The sequence below is a fragment of the Candidatus Methylomirabilota bacterium genome, from assembly GCA_035936835.1.
In the GTDB taxonomy this organism is placed as follows: Bacteria; Methylomirabilota; Methylomirabilia; order Rokubacteriales; family CSP1-6; genus AR37.
This window is the reverse complement of record DASYVT010000004.1, coordinates 1-17,643: the sequence shown is the minus strand read 5'-3', so window position 1 is coordinate 17,643 and position 17,643 is coordinate 1. Positions and strand designations below refer to the sequence as shown.

20 protein-coding genes and 1 tRNA gene are annotated in these 17,643 nt (G+C 69.1%); 12 read left to right on the top strand and 9 right to left on the bottom strand.

Annotation, left to right across the window (positions count from 1 at the left end; translation table 11 throughout):
- From VGV06_00195 to VGV06_00180, 4 genes are all read right to left on the bottom strand, one after another.
- The coding region (locus tag VGV06_00195) for a GAF domain-containing protein (GenBank protein HEV2053571.1) at window positions 1–1,815 on the bottom strand (1,815 nt) is incomplete at its 3' end.
- On the bottom strand, window positions 1,812–3,305 hold the full coding sequence (locus VGV06_00190) for a GAF domain-containing protein (protein HEV2053570.1): 1,494 nt from the start codon (window positions 3,303–3,305) through the stop codon (window positions 1,812–1,814). The genes VGV06_00195 and VGV06_00190, both read right to left, overlap by 4 nt.
- Window positions 3,306–3,530: 225 nt before the next feature.
- Entirely contained in the window at window positions 3,531–3,872 is a 342-nt protein-coding gene (locus tag VGV06_00185) for a pyridoxamine 5'-phosphate oxidase family protein (protein HEV2053569.1), read from the bottom strand.
- 44 nt (window positions 3,873–3,916) lie between these two features.
- Entirely contained in the window at window positions 3,917–4,687 is a 771-nt protein-coding gene (locus VGV06_00180; GenBank protein HEV2053568.1) for a class I SAM-dependent methyltransferase, read from the bottom strand.
- A gap of 71 nt (window positions 4,688–4,758) precedes the next feature.
- On the opposite strand from VGV06_00180, the gene VGV06_00175 reads away from it, so the two are divergent.
- The 7 genes from VGV06_00175 (at window position 4,759) to VGV06_00145 (ending at window position 11,346) form a co-directional block, all read left to right on the top strand.
- The gene (locus tag VGV06_00175; protein HEV2053567.1) at window positions 4,759–5,970 is read left to right on the top strand and encodes an LLM class flavin-dependent oxidoreductase; all 1,212 of its coding nucleotides are present in this window, start codon (window positions 4,759–4,761) and stop codon (window positions 5,968–5,970) included.
- The gene (locus VGV06_00170; GenBank protein ID HEV2053566.1) at window positions 5,967–6,755 is read left to right on the top strand and encodes an alpha/beta hydrolase; all 789 of its coding nucleotides are present in this window, start codon (window positions 5,967–5,969) and stop codon (window positions 6,753–6,755) included. The genes VGV06_00175 and VGV06_00170 overlap by 4 nt, the downstream gene beginning before the upstream one ends.
- Window positions 6,756–6,783: 28 nt before the next feature.
- Window positions 6,784–8,406: a gamma-glutamyltransferase family protein gene (locus VGV06_00165; protein ID HEV2053565.1), complete on the top strand. Its 1,623-nt coding sequence runs from the start codon at window positions 6,784–6,786 to the stop codon at window positions 8,404–8,406.
- A gap of 116 nt (window positions 8,407–8,522) precedes the next feature.
- The gene (locus VGV06_00160; protein ID HEV2053564.1) at window positions 8,523–9,314 is read left to right on the top strand and encodes an SDR family NAD(P)-dependent oxidoreductase; all 792 of its coding nucleotides are present in this window, start codon (window positions 8,523–8,525) and stop codon (window positions 9,312–9,314) included.
- Complete coding sequence (locus VGV06_00155) at window positions 9,311–10,456, top strand: LLM class flavin-dependent oxidoreductase (protein ID HEV2053563.1); 1,146 nt, start codon at window positions 9,311–9,313, stop codon at window positions 10,454–10,456. Before VGV06_00160 ends, VGV06_00155 begins: the two co-directional genes overlap by 4 nt.
- Before the next feature lie 178 nt (window positions 10,457–10,634).
- Window positions 10,635–10,790, top strand: coding sequence for a hypothetical protein (locus VGV06_00150; protein ID HEV2053562.1), 156 nt, complete (start codon window positions 10,635–10,637; stop codon window positions 10,788–10,790).
- A gap of 214 nt (window positions 10,791–11,004) precedes the next feature.
- Entirely contained in the window at window positions 11,005–11,346 is a 342-nt protein-coding gene (locus tag VGV06_00145) for a cupin domain-containing protein (GenBank protein ID HEV2053561.1), read from the top strand.
- 129 nt (window positions 11,347–11,475) lie between these two features.
- On the opposite strand, the gene VGV06_00140 is transcribed toward VGV06_00145, so the two are convergent.
- The 3 genes from VGV06_00140 to VGV06_00130 form a co-directional block, all read right to left on the bottom strand.
- Entirely contained in the window at window positions 11,476–12,138 is a 663-nt protein-coding gene (locus tag VGV06_00140) for a haloacid dehalogenase type II (GenBank protein HEV2053560.1), read from the bottom strand.
- A gap of 28 nt (window positions 12,139–12,166) precedes the next feature.
- On the bottom strand, window positions 12,167–13,018 hold the full coding sequence (locus VGV06_00135; protein ID HEV2053559.1) for a D-alanyl-D-alanine carboxypeptidase family protein: 852 nt from the start codon (window positions 13,016–13,018) through the stop codon (window positions 12,167–12,169).
- Window positions 13,019–13,139: 121 nt separating this feature from the next.
- Window positions 13,140–13,412, bottom strand: a complete 273-nt coding sequence (locus tag VGV06_00130) for an HU family DNA-binding protein (protein HEV2053558.1) — start codon at window positions 13,410–13,412, stop codon at window positions 13,140–13,142.
- A 111-nt stretch (window positions 13,413–13,523) separates the two neighbouring features.
- Between VGV06_00130 and VGV06_00125 the strand changes: the two genes are divergently transcribed.
- The 3 genes from VGV06_00125 to VGV06_00115 all read left to right on the top strand — a co-directional run bounded on the left by VGV06_00125 (window position 13,524) and on the right by VGV06_00115 (window position 14,598).
- Window positions 13,524–13,763 (top strand): glutaredoxin family protein, encoded by a 240-nt coding sequence (locus tag VGV06_00125; GenBank protein HEV2053557.1) that lies wholly within the window; start codon window positions 13,524–13,526, stop codon window positions 13,761–13,763.
- A 47-nt stretch (window positions 13,764–13,810) separates the two neighbouring features.
- Window positions 13,811–13,885, top strand: a tRNA-Thr gene (locus VGV06_00120).
- Window positions 13,886–13,998: 113 nt separating this feature from the next.
- The gene (locus VGV06_00115; GenBank protein HEV2053556.1) at window positions 13,999–14,598 is read left to right on the top strand and encodes a GNAT family protein; all 600 of its coding nucleotides are present in this window, start codon (window positions 13,999–14,001) and stop codon (window positions 14,596–14,598) included.
- Here the strand turns inward: VGV06_00115 and VGV06_00110 are convergent.
- Window positions 14,531–15,328: a hypothetical protein gene (locus VGV06_00110; GenBank protein ID HEV2053555.1), complete on the bottom strand. Its 798-nt coding sequence runs from the start codon at window positions 15,326–15,328 to the stop codon at window positions 14,531–14,533. The two genes, VGV06_00115 and VGV06_00110, sit on opposite strands and share 68 nt — an antisense overlap.
- A gap of 112 nt (window positions 15,329–15,440) precedes the next feature.
- Between VGV06_00110 and VGV06_00105 the strand changes: the two genes are divergently transcribed.
- Both VGV06_00105 and VGV06_00100 read left to right on the top strand, forming a co-directional pair.
- Entirely contained in the window at window positions 15,441–15,938 is a 498-nt protein-coding gene (locus VGV06_00105; GenBank protein ID HEV2053554.1) for a cupin domain-containing protein, read from the top strand.
- A gap of 16 nt (window positions 15,939–15,954) precedes the next feature.
- Window positions 15,955–16,755, top strand: coding sequence for an alpha/beta fold hydrolase (locus VGV06_00100; GenBank protein ID HEV2053553.1), 801 nt, complete (start codon window positions 15,955–15,957; stop codon window positions 16,753–16,755).
- Window positions 16,756–16,773: 18 nt separating this feature from the next.
- On the opposite strand, the gene VGV06_00095 is transcribed toward VGV06_00100, so the two are convergent.
- A partial coding sequence (locus VGV06_00095) for an aminotransferase class I/II-fold pyridoxal phosphate-dependent enzyme (protein ID HEV2053552.1) occupies window positions 16,774–17,643 on the bottom strand: 870 nt, incomplete at its 5' end.

Sequence of the window (17,643 nt, the reverse complement as noted above, 5' to 3'; positions counted from 1 at the left end):
GGGAGGAAACTCACCGGGCGCCTTCCGGTTGAAAGACAGGCTGCCGATGATCTGGTCCTCGCGGAGCAAGGGCACGGCAAGGAGCGCCCGGTAACCGAACCGGATGAGGGTGTCCCGGGCGCTGCTCTGGTAGGCCCCGGGCTGGGTGATGTCGGGGATCTGGATGGGCTCGCGCATCTCGGCCGCGCGCCCCATGAGCCCTTCGCCCTTCCGGAGGGGCACCGCCCGGAGGGCCTCGACAAACTCCGTGTCGTCGTTGTGGGTCGCGCGCAGCTCGAACTGCTCGGCGGCTTCGTCGTACTCGAAGATCGAGCAGCCGTCGGCGCCCGCGAGCTGACTAGCACGGGAGACGATCGTGTTGAGCACCGTCTCGACGTCCAGCGTCGAGCTCACCGCCCGGCTGACCTCGCCCAGCGCCGTCAGCTTCTCCACAGACTGGGTCAGCTCGCCCGTCCGCGCCTCCAGCTCCTTGAAGAGGCGCACGTTCTCGACGGCGATGACGGCCTGGTCGGCAAAGGTCTTCAGCAGCTCGATCTCGTTGTCGGAGAACAGCCCGGGCTCGGCGCGCCCCACCGCGATGACACCGATGGGAGCGCCCTCCCGCAGCATGGGGACGAAGAGGCCGCTTCGAAAGCCGGTCGCGCGGGACAGCGCTTGATGCTGATACTCCGGATCGAGCTCCATATCGGGTATGTGGACAACCGCGCGCTCCAGGATCGCCCGGGACGACCCCAGGGCCCGGCTGGGGCGCATCGGGAATATGCGGTGCACCTCCTCGAGGGCTTCAGGAGTGTAGTTGTGGTCGGCGACATGATGGAGCAGCTCGCCGTCGAACTGCAAGAGCCCGCTGAAGAGTCCGTCGCACAACCTCACGGCGCTTCTGACGATCGTGTCGAAGACCGGCTGCACGTCGGTCTGGGATCGGCTGATGACCCGCAGGATCTCAGCCGTCGCCGTCTGCTGCTCGAGAGCCTCGGTGAGGTCGCGGTTACGTCCCTCCAACTCGTTGAACAGCCGCACGTTCTCGATCGCGATCACCGCCTGGTCGGCGAAGGTCTTGAGCAGTGCGATCTCGTCGTCGTTGAAGCCCCCGGGCTCCCGGCGGGTCACCCCGATCGTCCCGACCGCCTCGTCGTGACGGAGCAGCGGCACCACGACCTGGCTTCGGCTGCCACGGATCCGATAGGTGGCGCGCGAGGTCTCGGGCAACCGGGGATCGGTGTGTGCGTCGGTGATATTGAGCGGCGCGCGATCGCGAATGACCTTGGGGTGCGTCCCCTCGAAGTGGAGCGACTGTGGGAAGATGGCCCTCAGGGCAGCGTCGCCAGCCTCGTCGGTGCTCGTGAGCGCGGCGAGCACGATCTGATCGCCGGCGACCCGGGTCAGCATGCCCGAGTACGCCCCCAGTAAGCGGACGGCGCTGGCCACGATCGCGTCGAAGACTGGCTGGACATTCGTCTGCGACTGGCTGATCACGCGCAGGATGTCGCTGGTGGCGGTCTGCTGGTCCAGTGCCGTGGTCAATTCGCGATTGCTCGCCTGCAGCTCGGTGAACAGCCGCACGTTCTCGATCGCGATGACGGCCTGGCTGGCGAACGTCGTCACGAGCTCGATCTGCTTTTCGCCGAACGGGCGGACCTCGCGACGATAGATGACGATCCCGCCCACGACACGACCTTCCTTCAGCATCGGCACGGTCAGGGTCGTGCGCGCGCCCGCGAGATCCGCCGTCGCCACGCGAGCCCGGTCACCGCTACGGTAAAGCGGGTCGTCCTTGATGTCCGCGATGTGAACAGGCCGGCGGGTGCTGATCATGCGGCCCAATGCCGTCGCCCCCCCCCGGGAACGCGGGGACCACTGAAGAGGTACGTCTGGAACTCCGGAGACGCACCGCGGTGGGCGAGGTGCTCGTATCGCTCGCCGTCGTAGCGCCCAAGCGCGCCCAGATTCGCGTCGCAGAGCCCGGTCGCCTTGTCGAGGATCGCGTCGAACACGGGCTGTAGGTCCGTCGGCGAGCTGGAGATCACCCGCAGGATCTCGCTCGTCGCCGTCAGATCGCGGTTCCGTCCCTCCAGCTCGGTGAAGAGCCGCGCGTTCTCGATCGCGATCACGGCCTGATCGGCGAAGGTCTGGAGCAGCGCGATCTCGTCGTCGGTGAACCCGCCGCGCTCGCGGCGGGTCAGCGAGATCGTCCCGACCACCGCGTCGGAATGGAGCAGCGGCACCACAACCTGGCTTTGGTAGCCACGGATACGAGCGAAGGCGCGCCCGGCTTCGGAGATTCGGGGATCGGTGTGTGCGTTGCCGATATTGAGCGGCGCCCGATCGCGAATGGCCTGGGCGAGCGCCCCCACGGATTGGCGCGACCGTGGGAAGAGCGCCCTGTGGGCGGCGGCGGCCGCGTCGTCGGTACTCGTGAGCGCGGCGAGCACGATCTGATCACCCTCGAGCCGGGTCAGTACGCCCGTGTACGCCCGTAGCAAGCGGACGGCGCTGGCCACGATCGCGTCGAAGACCGGCTGGACATCCGTCTGCGACTGGCTGATGACACGCAGGATGTCGCTGGTGGCGGTCTGCTGGTCCAGCGCCGTGGTCAGCTCGCGGTTGCTCGCCTGCAGCTCGGTGAACAGGCGCACGTTCTCGATCGCGATGACGGCCTGGTCGGCGAAGGTCTGGAGGAGTGAGATCTGCGTGTCGGTGAAAGGCCGGACCGCGGTGCGACGTAGGCTGATCACGCCGATCACCGTGCCTTCTCTCAGAAGTGGGACGCTCAACTGGGTTCGCCAGCCGATCTGGCGCGCACGGGCGCTTCCCTCCGGAAACTCCTGAGTCTCGGCCTGCAGGTCGGCGACCTGGATCGTCCGCCGTTCCATGATCGCGCGTCCGTTCACCGTCCCCCGGACGAGCGGAGAGTCGGGCGGGGTTGCGCGGCCTGCCGCGGGGATCGGTCCCTTGTGGGCGACCAGGCGGACCATATTCCCATCGACCCGGAAGATGCCGCTATCCAGCGAATCGCAGAGGCGCGCGGCACTCTCCGCCACTGCGTCCAGAACAGATCGGACATCCGTCGGAGAGTTGGAGATCACGTGGAGGATTTCGCTCGTAGCCGTCTGCTGTTCGAGCGCCTCGGTCAGCGCGCGAGTCTTCTCTTGCAGGAGCTCGCCTGTCGCCTTCTCCCGCTCCACGCTCTCCGCCAGGCGCTTCTCGATCTCGCGGCGCCCGGAAGCTTCCTTCTTCGGCGCCTTGCGGGCGACAGGGAGCCTGGCTTTGACCTTCGCCTTCCCGGGCTTTGCCCCCCGACGCATCGGCCTCTCCTTGCCTCTCACAGGCGTAACGACTGCGCAGCGATCGAGGGCAGGCTACGCGAAGGTGCCCTCGTGGGCAAGTCGGAGGGCCGGGTACTCGCCGCCGCGTCACCTTCGCCACGGCCTCGATCGCCGGCCCACCGAGGGCCCCCTCCACGGTGCGCATCGGCTTCCGGTCCTTGCTCGGCCTCCTCACTAAACTGCCCAAGTGCGTCACTGTCTCAGTCAAATTGGCAGAGAGGTCAGGATGCGGATGAGGACGCTGGTCTTCGCCCGGAGACCTTTGCGGATGTAGCGGCCCATCCACAGCGGCACGAGGATCCAGTACTTGCGCCGATACGCCGCCAGGATGGCCCCTTCCAGGTCGGGCCTGTCGTCCACCCACTCCGCGTGCCCCTCGAATACGGGGCCGTCCTTCGTGCCGACATTGACGGTGACGCGCCCACCGTTCCTGATGCGCCTCGCCTTGAGGCTCGCGCGCTGGGTCGTGAAGTACAGCGCATCGTCGTGGAGCCAGCACCAGGTCGGAACCATGCCGGGCTTGCCCGCCTGGCTGTAGGTCGTCAGGTAGATGTAGCGCGCGCGGTTGAGAGCCTCGGCGAGTGCGGGAGTCAGCGCCGCCTCCCATCCGGCGCGCCGAGATCGGCGACGACCAATCGGTAGCCGAGATCGGCGCTGTCCTGGTCTTGCACATGCCCGTACCTGGCCGTCCAGCGCCCTGCGTTCAGATCCTCGGCGAGGCGCGTGAGCCCCGCGTCGACGCGCCCGGCCGGAAGCTCTGCGAAGCAGGACATCGCGCCGCGAACCGCAGGGTCGAGATAGGCGTCGGGCCTCCGCCAGAAGGCCCCGAGAAAGCCGTCCACGCAGTCGTGGGGCACGGGCAGCATCTGCGTCTCGATCCGTCCTCCGAGGCAGCCCGCCAGCTCGGCGAGTGTCGGGAAGCGCGGCACGTCGAGCTCGACGATCTCGGGCAGGTAGTCGGTCGTGAGCCAGAAGCTCTCGCGGCACGCGGGGTCCCAGGTGACGATGACCGCCCGACCCGCGACGCGGGCGAGCTCGGCGAGCCCGGCGCGGCGGTCGCTCCAGTGGTGCACGGTCAGCACTGCCAGCGCCGCGTCGAAGGCGCCGTCGGGGAAGGGAAGACGCTCGGCGACGGCCTGGACGACGGGAGTAGAGCCCCTGGGCCGCTGGCCGATCATCTCCCACGAGGGCTCGACGGCCACCACCGGGAGGTCGGGCGGCTCGTAGGAGCCCGCGCCGGCGCCCAGATTGACCACGCTCGCGGCATCGCCCAGCGCTTTGCCTATGGCGCGCGCGATTCGCGGGTCGGCCCGCCGCTTCGCGGCGTAGCCTGTCCCGATGGTGTCGTAGACGGCTTGCACGGATCGAGACCTCCTGCCGGGTGCGGTGACGCGACTTGCGTCCGAACGGCCACCATCCTACCATTGCGCGGATGAAGACCTGCTGGTTCCACCTGATGCCGTACCGGTTCCTGCCGGAGAACTTCGAGAACGACTACCGCTCGGTCTGGGTGGACGTGCCGCAGTCGCTCTACGACGGGCGCAAGGTCCACGGTCTCTACAACGAGTACCTGGACGAGCTCGAGCACGCCGAGCGGTGCGGGTTCGACGGCATCTGCGTCAACGAGCACCACCAGAACGCCTACGGGCTCATGCCGTCGCCCAACCTCATGGCCGCGGCGCTCAGCCGGCGGACGTCCAAGGCGGCGCTCGTGGTGCTGGGCAACAGTCTCGCGCTCTACAACCCGCCCGTGCGCGTCGCCGAGGAGTTCGCCATGCTCGACACGCTCTCGGGCGGGCGGCTCGTGGCGGGCTTCCCCGTCGGGACGTCCATGGACACCAACTTCGGCTACGGCGTCAACCCGGCGACGCTCCGCGACCGCTACTACGAGGCGCACGATCTCGTCATGCAGGCGTGGACCCGGCCTGAGACCTTCGCGTTCAACGGGAAATACACGCAGCTCCGCTACGTCAACATCTGGCCGCGGCCGCTCCAGCAGCCGCACCCGCCGGTGTGGATCCCGGGCGGCGGAAGCGTGGAGACGTGGGAGTGGACGGCGCGGCTCAACTACGTCTACTGCTACCTCTCCTACTACGGCTACAAGCGCGGCAAGGCGACGATGGACGGCTTCTGGCAGGCCCTCGAGCGGCTGGGCGTGGACGACAATCCCTACCGCGCCGGGTTCTTGCAGCTCGTCTGCGTGTCCGAGACCGACGCGTCCGCCGAGCGCGAGTACTTCGAGCACGTCCACTACTTCTACCAGCGGTGCCTGCACGTGTGGGAAGGCTTCGCCGAGGCGCCCGGCTACCGGACGCTCAAGACGATGCAGGCGGGCGTCCGGCCGCAGGTCGGCGACCAGGCGCGGAAGATCCGGCAGTCGCTCGACTGGAAGAAGTACGTCGACGAGGGCTATATCATCGCGGGCAACCCGGCGACCGTGCGCGAGCAGCTCGCGGACTGCGTCCAGAAGCTCCGCGTCGGCCACCTCATGGTGCTGCTGCAGATCGGCAGCATGCCCAAGGAGCTCGTGTTCAAGAACACCGAGCTCTTCGGCAAGGAAGTCCTGCCGTACATGCGCGATACCTGGAAGGGCTACGAGGACCATTGGTGGCCTTCGGGGGCCGGCAACGGAGACGTCGCATGACGCCGCGCGAGCAGGTCGTCCCGATCCGCAGCGGCGCGGTCCGCTTCCGCGTCCTCACGGCCGGCAGCGGGCCCGACCTCGTCTGGTTCCACTCCTTCCACGACCGGAGCGCCTGGCCGCCGTTCCTCGACAGGCTGGCACAGCGCTTCACCGTCCACGCGCCCTTTCACCCCGGCGTCCAGGGGTCGGAGGGCGTCGAAGCCGTGGACGACGTGGTGGACCTGGCGCTCGCCTACGACGAGCTCATGGGCGCCCTCGGCATCGCGTCGGCGCATCTCGCCGGCCACTTCTTCGGCGGGATGGCCGCGGCCGAGCTCGCCTCGATCTGCCACGGACGCGCGAAGAAGGTCGTGCTCATCTCGCCGCTCGGGCTCTGGCTCGACGCCAAGCCGGTCGCCGACGTCGTGATCCTGCCCGCGGCCGAGCTGCGCGCCGTCCTGTGGAAGGATCCCGACGCGCCTGCCGCGCGGGAGTGGGCGGCGCTGCCCCAGACGGAAGAGGAGAACATGGCGGCGCAGATCGAGCAGATCCAGCGGCTCTCGGCCATGGGCAAGTTCGTCTGGCCCATCCCCGACAAGGGGCTCAAGAAGCGGCTGCATCGCCTGTCGGCGCCGACGCTCATCCTGTGGGGCGAGGCCGACCGCGCCAACCCGCCAGCGTACGCGGAGGAGTTCGCGCGGCTCATTCGCGCCGCCGCGGTCCGCTCGCTTCCGGGCGGTCACATGCTCCACCTCGAGTCCCCCGACGCGGTGGCGGACGCCGCCGTGAAGTTCCTCTCGTCTTAGAGCGCGATCAGTCGCGTCCGGAGGATCCATGCCCCCTCATCGTCACGCGTATCGCCCCGCCGTCATGGGTCGGAGGGGCGCCGTCGCCTCGGCCCACCCGCTCGCGTCCATGGCGGGGATCCGTATGCTCCTCGACGGCGGCAACGCCGTGGACGCCGCCGTCGCCGTCGGGTCCACGCTCAACGTGGTCGAGCCGTTCATGTCGAGCGCCGCAGGAATAGGGCTGATGTTCGTCTCCCGCCGCGGCGGCAGCGAGCGCCACGTGCTCGACTTCATCGGCTTGGCACCGGCGGCGGCCGGCCCGGCGGGGATCGTCGAGGACGACCTGGCGGGTGGTCCCAAGTCGTGCGCGACGCCGGGCAACCTCGGCGGCTGGCTCGCGGCGCTCGAGCGCTTCGGCAGCATGCCGCGCGCGAAGGTCTTCGCCCCGGCCATCGAGTGGGCCGAGGGCGGCGTGCCGCTGACGTGGATGAGCAGCCGTTTCATCGAGCAGGCGCGTCCGCAGCTCGGCCGCTCGGCCGAGGCGCAGCGGCTCTATTTGGGCAACGGCGGTCCGCGCCCCGGCAAGGTCGCGACCTACAAGGAGCTAGCAGGGACGTTGCGCCAGGTCGTCGAGGGCGGGGCAGAGGCTTTCTACCGCGGGCCCATCGCGCGCGTCATAGCGCGCGCGGTGACCGAGGCGGGCGGCTGGCTCACCGAGGCTGACCTCGCGGCGTTCAAGGTTGAGTGGCGGGCGCCTCTGCGTATCACGTACCGCGGCGCGGAGCTCTTCTCGGTGCCGCCGCCGTTCTCCGCCTTCCAGATGCTCGAGACGTTCAACATCCTCGAGGGCTACGACGTCGCCGGCTGGGGCCACAACTCCGCGAACTACCTCCACCACCTGATCGAGGCCATCAAGCTGGGCTCGGCCGACCGCCTCGCGTACGCGTATTCGGGCGAGACGCCCATCAAGGGGCTGCTGTCGAAGGCCTATGCCGCCTCCCAGCGGGCGCGCATCGACGGGGCAAAGGCGGCCGTGAGCGAAGGCGAGCGGCACAACCGGGAGAAGCTGGAGGGACAGATCGCGGAGGGGCATCCGGCCAAGTTCGCCAACGAGCAGACGACGCACTTCGCCTGCGCGGATGCGGACGGCACGGTCGTCTCTGTCACGCAGACGCTCGGCGTTCCCTTCGGCTCCGGCTTCGCCGTGCCGGGCACGGGCCTGGTCCTGAACAACATCCTCAAGTGGATGGACCTCGACCCCGCCTCGCCGAACGTGGTGAAGCCGGGACGCAAGGCCGGCACCATGATGTCGCCGACCCAGGTCTTCAAGGACGGCGCCTTCGCGTTCAGTGTCGGCACGCCGGGCTCCTACGGCATCCTCCAGACCCAGCCCCAGATGCTGCTCAATCTCCTCGAGTTCGGCTTCAACATCCAGGAGGCGATCGAGCAGCCGCGCGTGCGCGTCTACCGCGACCGGCTCGTCGACGCCGAATCACGCATTCCGGAATCTACGCGCGAAGATCTTCGCAAGCGCGGGCACGTCATCAACGTGCTCGACGACTGGTCCTGGGTCGTCGGCGGCGGCCAGGGGATAGCGCGCGACCCCGAGTCCGGGGCGTGGATGGCCGGCGCCGATCCGCGACGCGACGGCTACGCCTTGGCCATCTGATGACCGCACCCTCACCCTGCCCTCTCCCTCACTGAGGGAGAGGGAGGAGCGGAGGGGGCGCACAACTTCTCCTCTCCCCGCTGGGGAGAGGCAGGGTGAGGGGAGTGAGAACTACGATGATTCTGAAAGACAGAACGGCGGTGGTGACGGGGGCAGGCTCGGGGCTGGGCCGCGCGATCGCGCGGGCGCTGGCGGAGGTGGGCGCCGCCATCGGGGCGGTGGACCTCGACGGGGCCTCGGCCGAGGAGACGGTGGCGCTCATCGCCAAGGCGGGCGGCAAGGCCAAGGCCTTCCAGGCCGACACGAGCAAGGCGGCCGACGTGGACCGCGCCGTCGGCGGGGCGGTCCAGGCGCTCGGCCCGCTCGAGATCATGGTCAACAACGCGGGTGTCCTCGACGGCTACTTCAACGTCGACGAGATGGACGAAGCCGTCTGGCGCCGCGTGATCGACATCGACCTCACCGGCGTGTTCTTCGGCTGCAAGCGCGCGCTTGCCGAGATGCTGCCGCGCGGCCGGGGGCGCATCGTCAACATGGCCTCGGTCGCGGGCCTCAACGGCACCGGCGGCGGCGCGGCCTACGTCGCCGCCAAGCACGGCGTGGTGGGTCTCACCCGCCAGATGGCCGTCACGTACTCGTCCCGCGGCATCACCATCAACGCGGTGTGCCCGGGGCCTATCCTGACCAACCTGCGCCAGCACTCCCAGCAGATCCTCGGCCCCGACATCCCGGACATGAGCGGTCGCGGCATCGCGGTGAACGACGAGCAGGTTCGCGCGGTGGTGCCGACGGGGCGCCGCGGCACCGTCGAGGAGATCGCCTCGGCGGTGCGATACTTGGCGTCGGACGAGGCGGGATACATCACCGGCCACAGCCTCGTCGTGGACGGGGGCTGGAGGGCGAAATGATCACGAAGTTCTCGGTCCTGTATGTCGGCCAGATCGAGCTCGACAACGTCGGGCTGCACGGTACGCCGGCCAACGAGCGCCGCTATTCCAACGAGCGGCTGGCCGAGGCCTTCCAGACGGCGAAGGAAGTCGCCCAGCACATGGACGAGCTGGGCTACTACGCGCTCTGGACGGCCGAGCACCACTTCCAGCGCGAGGGTTACGAGGTCTTCCCGAACCTGATCCTGCTCGGCACCTGGCTCGCCACGCAGACCCGGCGGCTCAAGTTCGGCTGCGCCTTCAACGTGCTGCCGATGTGGCACCCGATCCGGCTCGCGGAGGACTACGCCCAGGCCGACATCATGACGGGCGGGCGCGTGATCATGGGCGTTGGCCGCGGTTACCACACGCGCGAGGTCGAGACCTTCGGCGCGCCCATGCTCGACAACAAGGCGAACCAGGAGCTTTTCGAGGAGCAGATGGAGGTGCTCCTCAAATGCTTCAACGAGGAGTCCTGGGCATTCAAGGGCAAGCACTACACGATCCCCGCGCCCGTGGAGTATCGCGGTTACCAGCTGACCGACATCACCGTCGTGCCGCGCCCCATCCACTTGCCGGTCGAGATCTGGCAGCCGATCGCCAGCGGCAAGACGCTGCCCTACATCGCCCAGCGCGGCATCAAGGGCATGGTCACGCTCAACGGCGAGCGCATCTTCGACCAGGTCGTGCGCGCCTACCAGTCCGAAGCGGCCAAGGCCGGCCGGAAGCTGGCGCTCGGTCAGGACATCTGCTGGGGCGTGGGCCTCTACCTGGCCGAGACGGTTGAGGCGGCGGTCGCGCGCGTCGAGCCCTATCACGACGAGCGTTACAAGTGGTTCGCGCCCTTCGGCTTCGTGCGCTACGCGGACGAGGAGGGCCGCTCGTGGGGCGTGCCGGGCGCGCCCGCGCGCGTGCCGAGTATTCGCGAGGGCGTGGCGCAGAAGGCCTGGCTCTGCGGGCCGCCCGCGCTCGTGATCGAGCAGATTCGCGAGTTCGAGGCGCGATATCCCGGGCTCGAGCACATGATGATCCACTGGGCCGAAGGCATGCCGCCCAAGGAATTCAAGGAACAGCTCGCCTGGTTCGCCAGAGATGTGATGCCAACCTTCTCGGGGCGGCGGTAGCCGTCCAGGACACCCCCCGGGGGTATACCCCCACCCGGTAGTCATCCCCTCGTAGGGCCCCCCCTAGGGGTTGTATTTTTCACTTGCGCTCCCTCGTAGCTTGGCGATAATACCCTCAGCCCTATTCGGGAGGCGCCGGGCGGCGAATCCCAAACCCACTCGAGGGAGGACAGAGCGCATGGTGAAGAAAAAGCCGTTTGGCGGCTACTCGATCAACTTCAAGGGATGCACGGACAGCATGGAGTCGGTAATGGGCGGGGCGCCTATCGGCCCCTCCGAGATGACGAAGAAGATCTGGGCGTACGTGAAGCGGAGGAAACTCGCCAAGAAGTAGACCCGCTGCGACTCGGCCGGATCGTCCTGAGCCTGCCCGGCGCCTCCAGGACGCTCCGGTCTTCTTGACTTACCCTCCGCCCCCGACCACACTGGCTCCGGTGCGGGCCACCCCTTGCGGATAACCGAATGCGAAGGCCGGCCCGTGGCCCGAGCGATGAACCCTACGCGGCGGCGCCGGCGGCTCGTGTGCCCGCGCCGGGAGGGACGCTGAGATGATCCTCAAAGAGACCCCGCGGTCCACCTACATGGACGTCTCAAAGATCGAGTGGGAGCCAACGCGCTTTCCGGGCGTGTACACGAAGAAGCTCTACGAGGACCCCTCTGGGCGGATGACGAGCCTGACCAGGATGGAGCCCGGCGCGCGGCTGCCCAGCCACCGCCACGTCGGCATCGAACAGAGCTTTGTCCTCGAGGGCACGCTCGTAGACGAAGACGGCGCCTGCACGGCCGGCAACTACGTGTGGCGGCGGGCCGGCTCGGTCCACGACGCGTGGAGCCCCGACGGTTGCATCGTCCTCGGCGTCTTCGACAAGCCGAACGAGTTTCTCGCCTAGCAGGCTGCTGAAAAGGGCCCATCTGCTTCGTTGGCGCCCTCGGCCGCACGCTCAACGTAGAGCGACTACGCCTCGCGTGCGGCCCTCGGGCGCCGCCTCGCATCTGGACCCTTTTGAGCAGCCTGCGAGCTAGGCTAGCGCCGGCAGGATCTCGTCGAGGCGCGGCACCTCGAGATCGGGCGTGACGCCGAGGTTCTCCCGCGGCGCCCCCAGGCGGTTGCACCAGCAGACGCGGTAGCCGAAGGCCTTGGCGCCCGCGACGTCCCAGCCGTTGGACGACACGAAGAGGATGTCCGCCGCCGGAAGCCCGAACGCCCGCGTCCCCAGCTCGTAGACGGCCGGCGACGGCTTGTAGGTCCTGACGGCGTCAACCGACAGGACGTGGGCGAGCCGGCCTTCGAGGCCGCTCGAGCGAACCGCCGCGGCCAGCATCTTGGGCGACCCGTTCGAGAGAATGCCGAGGGGCGTGCCCGCCATCGCGGCCAGCGCGTCCGGGACCTCGGGGAAGGTCGCAAGCGAGAGATACGCCTCCATCAGCCGGGCGATCTCAGTCTCGCCGGCCCGTATGCCGAGGCGCCCGAGCGCCCAGCGCAGCGCGGCTTCTGTCACAGCCCAGAAGTCCTCGTAGCGCCCCATGAGCGCCCGGAGCCACGTGTACTCGAGCTGCTTCTGTCGCCAGAGCGTCGAGAGCGCTTGCGGATCGCCGGTCACGCCGCGCCCGGCCTCGACCACCGAGTGGACGTCGAAGAGCGTGCCGTAGGCGTCGAAAACGAAGGCCTTGGGTCTGGCCACGGGGGATCTCCTTGCCACAGCCCGCGGGCTAGTAGTCTGGGGACGGGACGGGGTGGCCGACCGCCACGGCGGCGTGCCGCCGTCGGTCCGTCGGCCGACGCGTCGGCGTCGGCGGCGCGGGCCGACGCGGCTCCTCGGCGGATTCGATGCCGGTCTCGGCGAAGCCGTAGCGCAGGAGCTGCTGGGCGTCGCGAAAGGACAGGCTGCGCGTTTGCGAGCCCAGCACGATCAGGAGAAAACGCTGGCCCGCCCGCCACGCCGCGATGGCGAGGTTGTAGCCCGCCTCGCGCGTGAAGCCCGTCTTGAGCGCCTGCACGCCGCCCGGTTCCTGAAAGAGAGGGATGCGCCGGCTGTGGACCCGGCCGCGGTAGACGAAGCTGGCGCCGCCCAGGAGCGGTCGCGAAGCCGGGTAGTCCTGGACGACGTGGCCGATCAGCCGCGCCATGTCCTGCGCCGTGCTGCGCTGGCCGGGGTCGGGCAGGCCGTGCGCGTTGGCGAAATGCGTGGAGGCGAGGCCCAGTTCGGCCGCCTTGGCGTTCATGCGCTCGACAAAGGCCTCCTCGGTGACGCCGAGGTGCTCGGCCACCGCCGTCGCGGCGTCATTGGCCGAACCGATGGCCACGCCTTCGAGCAGCGTGCGGAAGGGCACATCCTCGCCGGCGCGGAGTCCCATGCGATAGCGCGGGGTCTCGGCGGCGCGCCGGCTGATGGTCACGGGCTCGTCCCACTTCGCGCGCCCCGCCTCGAGATCCTCGCAGGCGAGGTAGAGCGTCATGAGCTTCACCAGGCTCGCCGGCGCATGGTCTTCTGATGCGTTCTTGGCGAAGAGCACCGTACCGTCGGGAGCGAGCAGGAGGGCGGACTCCGCGCTCAGGTGCATAGGCCGGTCACCCTGGGCCCAGGCCGGGGCTGCGGTGAGCAGGGCCGCAGAGGAAATCACGACGAGGAGGCGCACTGAGTGTAATTGTACGGGAGCCGGGGGATCCGGCCAAGCAAAAAGCCTAGCGGATAGCCCGCTTGAGCTCGGGAGAGGGCTTGAACCTGGGTGTGTGTCCGCCCGCCACGTTCATGGGCTTGCCCGTGCGCGGGTTCTTGCCCTTGCGCGCCTTGCGACGGCCGACGGAGAACGTGCCGAAGCCCACCAGGGTCACGGGCTGCCCGCGCTTGAGCGAGGTGCGGATCGACGCGAGAAGCGCGCGCAGCGCCCGGTCCGAGGCGGCCTTGGTCCAGCCGCTCTCGGCCGCCATCGACGCGATGAGATCCGCGCGAGTCATGAGAGAGGGAATGCCATGGCCATACGCAGCGGCGGATGCTAGCAGAGCCGCTGTGGCTGGTCAAGCGCGGCCCACCCGCACGCGGGCGCGCGGTGGTATCGTTGGGGCGCCGTGAAAAAGGTGCTGCTGTTCACCATGGAGGGCAATGCCGACGGCGAAGCCGCGCTGGCGTTCTTCCAGTCGCGCGGCGCGGCCGTGGACGTGCGCGATGTCGGGCGCGACCCGGACGCCAGTGCCGAGGTATTCCGCCTGGCGGGTCGGCTCGCGGTCCCCGCGATCGTGATCGACGAGCGCGTGTTTCTCGGCTTCGGCGGGCACCTCGACGAGATCGAGGCGCTGGTGCGCGAGTAGGGTTTTGCTATACTCGCCTGTGCCGCCCGAAGATGTTACCAGGGCACGCCGGGGTAGCTCAGTGGCAGAGCAACTGATTCGTAATCAGTAGGTCGCGGGTTCAACTCCCGCCCCCGGCTCCATGCTTTCCCGCATCCAGCCTGGCCCTCGATCGTGTGCGCCATCACGTGTTCCGGGAAGGGGGCCGATGGTGTCGAGACCGCGCTCGGGGCGTCCCGATGAACGCGGCGCGGCCGTGGGTGACCGCGTCTTTCTGAGGAGGCCGACCGGCCGCGATCGGGAGGCGTACCTCGCTCTGCGGCACCGGAGCGCCGCCTTCCTGCTGCGCTGGGAGCCGGTTCCCCCGCGGGGACGCACGGCGGCGGAGCAGTTCGCCGCGTGGCTCAGGAGCAGCCGCGGCGGTCGTCACGAGAAGCTCCTGATCTGCCGCACGACGGACGGGGCGCTGCTGGGCGCCGTCAACCTCAACGAGATCGTGCGCGGCCCCTCGCAGAGCGCGTTTCTCGGCTACTGGATCGGTGCCCCCTACGCGCGGCAGGGCTATATGACCGAAGCGCTCCAGCTCGCGCTCGCTCACGCGTTCCGGACCCTCCGGCTGCACCGCCTCGAGGCCAACATCCTGCCTGAGAACCGCGCCTCGATTGCCCTGGTCAAGCGCGCGGGCTTTCGCCGCGAGGGATACTCGCCCGGGTATCTGAAGATCGCCGGCCGCTGGGCCGACCACGTGCGATGGGCGCTGCGCGTTGAGGACTGGCGGGCCGCGGAGATCAGCGGTGCTCGTAACCGGGTGAGACCTCCGTTTCCATCTCCGGCGGCGAGGCGGGGCGCCCGTTGAAGAACACGGCGACCTGCTCGCCCAGCGGGCGTCTGCGGTTGATCCTGACGAAGATGTTCCACTCGTCGTGGGCGCCGCTCGAATACGCGCTCGAGGCCCTGAGCGCGTAGTAGCGGAGGAAGGCCTGTCGGCGCGCGGAGTCCGCGGCGATGCCCGCGCGCAGCTTTCCGTCACCGCCCGCGCGGGCGGTGAGCCAGCGGTCGATGCACCCGGTGACGTCCTCGCGCAGGCAGCCAAAGAATGCGCGCATGTCGTTCGGGCCGGTGAAGTGGACCATGTCGAAGTCGCGGCCCATACCGTCCTCCCCAGCGAGCACGGCCGTCCACACCACCATGTAGTCCGCGCCGCCCGGAGTTTTGCCGCCGACGTCGGGCATCTGGTACCGGCCAGGGTCCAGCACCCACACCGCGCCGCCGTACTCCTTCTCGAGCCTGCTCTTGACCGACGCGGCGATCTCCAGGTTGGTCTCGACATGCCCGCCGCCTCGCGGGCTGATCGGCGTGCTCGCGTAGACGATGAGCTTGCCGGCCCGCCGCTGCGCGCGGGCGTCCTGGCGGGCGCGCTGGACCAGGGTCGCGATGGCGGCGTCGAAGGCGGGATCCGCGCAGAACTTCATGCCGACCGCGGTGGTCACGACGGCCTTGGGCGCCGCGCACTCAGCCGCGGGCGCCGCCGCCGGGACGAGGCCAGTCGCTAGGGCAAGGACCAGCACGGTCGCGCTCCACCGCATGCTCACGTCTCCCTGTAGCCGGGCCGATTAGCGACGGGACGGAAGGACTGGCCGAGCGTAGCGCGAACTCCGCTACCGCAGCCGGGAGATCTTGTGTAGGCTTGGGGGGCTCATGACCTCACCCGACTCGATTCGAGGCCGTGCCGTCGTTGTCCAGCCGGGCCAGGGCCCGTCGTACTGGCAGCCCGTCCCCGCCAACGGTCACGCCGATCCCGTGCTCTTCCCCGGCAGCACCGGTTTCGACGGTCTCTCCTTGGGCTTTCAGAGCATCGCGCCCGGCGGGCGCATCCGGGAGCACTCGCACGGCGAGCAGGTGGAGCTGCAGATCTGCTTCCGCGGGCGCGGCAGCGTGGTCGTGGACGGCGCCACGCACGCGCTCGTGCCCGGCACTGCGTGCTTCCTCGGCTACGACGTCAAGCACGAGATCATCAACGAGGGGGCAGAGGACCTCGTGATGCTCTGGGTCGTGACCCCGCCCGGGCTCGAGAAGTTCTTCGAGGCGATCGGGCGGCCGCGCGCGGCGGGCCAGGCGCCCCCCGCGCCCTTCGAGCGGCCGACGGACGTGGTGGCGATCGAGCGCGGCCTTGGTATGAACGACACGGTGGCATGAACGACACGGTGCGCTAGTGCCGCGCGTCTCGATCGGCGACGCCGAGATCCACTACGACGAGCAGGGGAGCGGCCCGCCGCTGCTCCTCGTGCTGGGGCTGTCGGGGCTCGGGTCCTTCTGGGCGCCCCAGGTTGCCGACTTCGCGCGGGACTTCCGCGTCATCACCCACGACCACCGCGGCGCCGGGCAGAGCACGCACTCGCGGATCGAGTACTCCGTCGAGCAGATGGCGGGCGACGTCCTGCGCCTCATGGACCGGCTCGGCATCGACGCCGCGCACTACGTGGGGCATTCGACGGGCGGCGCCATGGGACAGGTCCTGGCGCAGGACCACCCTGACCGGATCCTGAGCCTGGTGCTCTCCGCCACGTGGGCGGGGCACGATCCGTTCTTCCGCCGCTGCTTCGAGGCGCGCAAGCAGGTGCTGCTCGAGTGCGGCGTGGAAAGCTATCTGCGCGCCTCGGCGCTCTTCGTGGCGCCGGGCTGGTGGGTCAGCGCCAACGACGCCCAGCTTGCCGAGCAGCACCGCCGGCAGGCCGCCGCGCAGGCGCCCGTTGAGGTGATGGCGAGCCGCATCGACGCCATCGTGCGCTTCGACCGCCGGGATCGCCTGGGCGAGATCGGCGCTCCGACCATGGTGGTGGTGGCGGCCGACGACATGCTGACCCCGCGCTTCTATTCCGACGAGCTGGCAGGCAAGATCCCCGGCGCCAAGCTCCTCGTGCTCGGCACGGGAGGCCACCTGGCCCCCAGCATCGTCCCCGATGAGTACAACGCCGCCGTCGGGGCCTTCCTGAGGGAGCACCGGGCCCCCTAGCGCTCTGTTGACCGCGGACTACGGCCCGCCGTGCGGGAGGCGGCCGAGGGCCCGGCCGATGCGCTCGAGCCCCTGGATGAGCAGCTGGCGCGGGCAGCCGAAGTTGAGACGCACGAATCCCTGCCCCCCGCGCCCGAATGTCGCCCCGTCATTGAAGGCCACCCGGCCTGTCTCGAGGAAGAATGTGAACGGGTCGTTGTTCGGGATGCGCGCTTGGCGGCAGTCCAGCCACGCGAGATACGTGGCCTCGGGCACGCCCACCTCGATCCCCGGGAAGTTGGTCCGGACGTGCTTCACGAGGAAGTCCCGATTGGCTTCGAGGTAGCGCAGAAGCTCGTCCAGCCAGGGCTGCCCGTCCCGGTACGCCGCGAGCATTGCCGTGTAGCCGAGGATGTTCGGCGTCTGGACCATGTCCAGCCGCGACGCCACGAACTTCTCCCTCAGCGTCTGGTTCGGGATCACGGCCAGCGCGCACCTGAGACCTGCCAGGTTGTAGGTCTTGCTCGGCGCCATGAGCGTGATGGTGCGCGCCTCGATGTCGGGATCGAGTGACGCGATCGGCACATGGCCGTGGCCGCTGTAGACAAGATCGCCGTGGATCTCGTCGGCGCAGATGACGAGGCCGCGCCGGAGACAGACCTCCGCCATCCGCGACAGCTCTTCGCGTGTGAACACGTGGCCGACCGGGTTGTGGGGGTTGCAGAGGAGGAACATGCGCGTGCGCGGCGTAATAGCCTGCTCGAAGGTGTCGAAGTCGACGATGTAGCGCCCGTCGGCGCCGCGCGTGAGGTCGGCGCCGTCCCTCGACATCCCCACGTTGTCGGGCAGCCGCAAGATGGGCGGGTAGACGGGCAGCTGCATGAGCACGCCGTCGCCGGGGTTCGCGAA

Coding starts and splice junctions, on each gene's coding strand:
- VGV06_00130 (HEV2053558.1), bottom strand. CDS start 13,412: ATGACTCGCGCGGATCTCATCGCGTCGATGGCGGCCGAGAGCGGCTGG.
- VGV06_00145 (HEV2053561.1), top strand. CDS start 11,005: ATGATCCTCAAAGAGACCCCGCGGTCCACCTACATGGACGTCTCAAAG.
- VGV06_00135 (HEV2053559.1), bottom strand. CDS start 13,018: ATGCACCTGAGCGCGGAGTCCGCCCTCCTGCTCGCTCCCGACGGTACG.
- VGV06_00175 (HEV2053567.1), top strand. CDS start 4,759: ATGAAGACCTGCTGGTTCCACCTGATGCCGTACCGGTTCCTGCCGGAG.
- VGV06_00105 (HEV2053554.1), top strand. CDS start 15,441: ATGACCTCACCCGACTCGATTCGAGGCCGTGCCGTCGTTGTCCAGCCG.
- VGV06_00155 (HEV2053563.1), top strand. CDS start 9,311: ATGATCACGAAGTTCTCGGTCCTGTATGTCGGCCAGATCGAGCTCGAC.
- VGV06_00150 (HEV2053562.1), top strand. CDS start 10,635: ATGGTGAAGAAAAAGCCGTTTGGCGGCTACTCGATCAACTTCAAGGGA.
- VGV06_00110 (HEV2053555.1), bottom strand. CDS start 15,328: ATGCGGTGGAGCGCGACCGTGCTGGTCCTTGCCCTAGCGACTGGCCTC.
- VGV06_00160 (HEV2053564.1), top strand. CDS start 8,523: ATGATTCTGAAAGACAGAACGGCGGTGGTGACGGGGGCAGGCTCGGGG.
- VGV06_00190 (HEV2053570.1), bottom strand. CDS start 3,305: ATGCGTCGGGGGGCAAAGCCCGGGAAGGCGAAGGTCAAAGCCAGGCTC.
- VGV06_00165 (HEV2053565.1), top strand. CDS start 6,784: ATGCCCCCTCATCGTCACGCGTATCGCCCCGCCGTCATGGGTCGGAGG.
- VGV06_00170 (HEV2053566.1), top strand. CDS start 5,967: ATGACGCCGCGCGAGCAGGTCGTCCCGATCCGCAGCGGCGCGGTCCGC.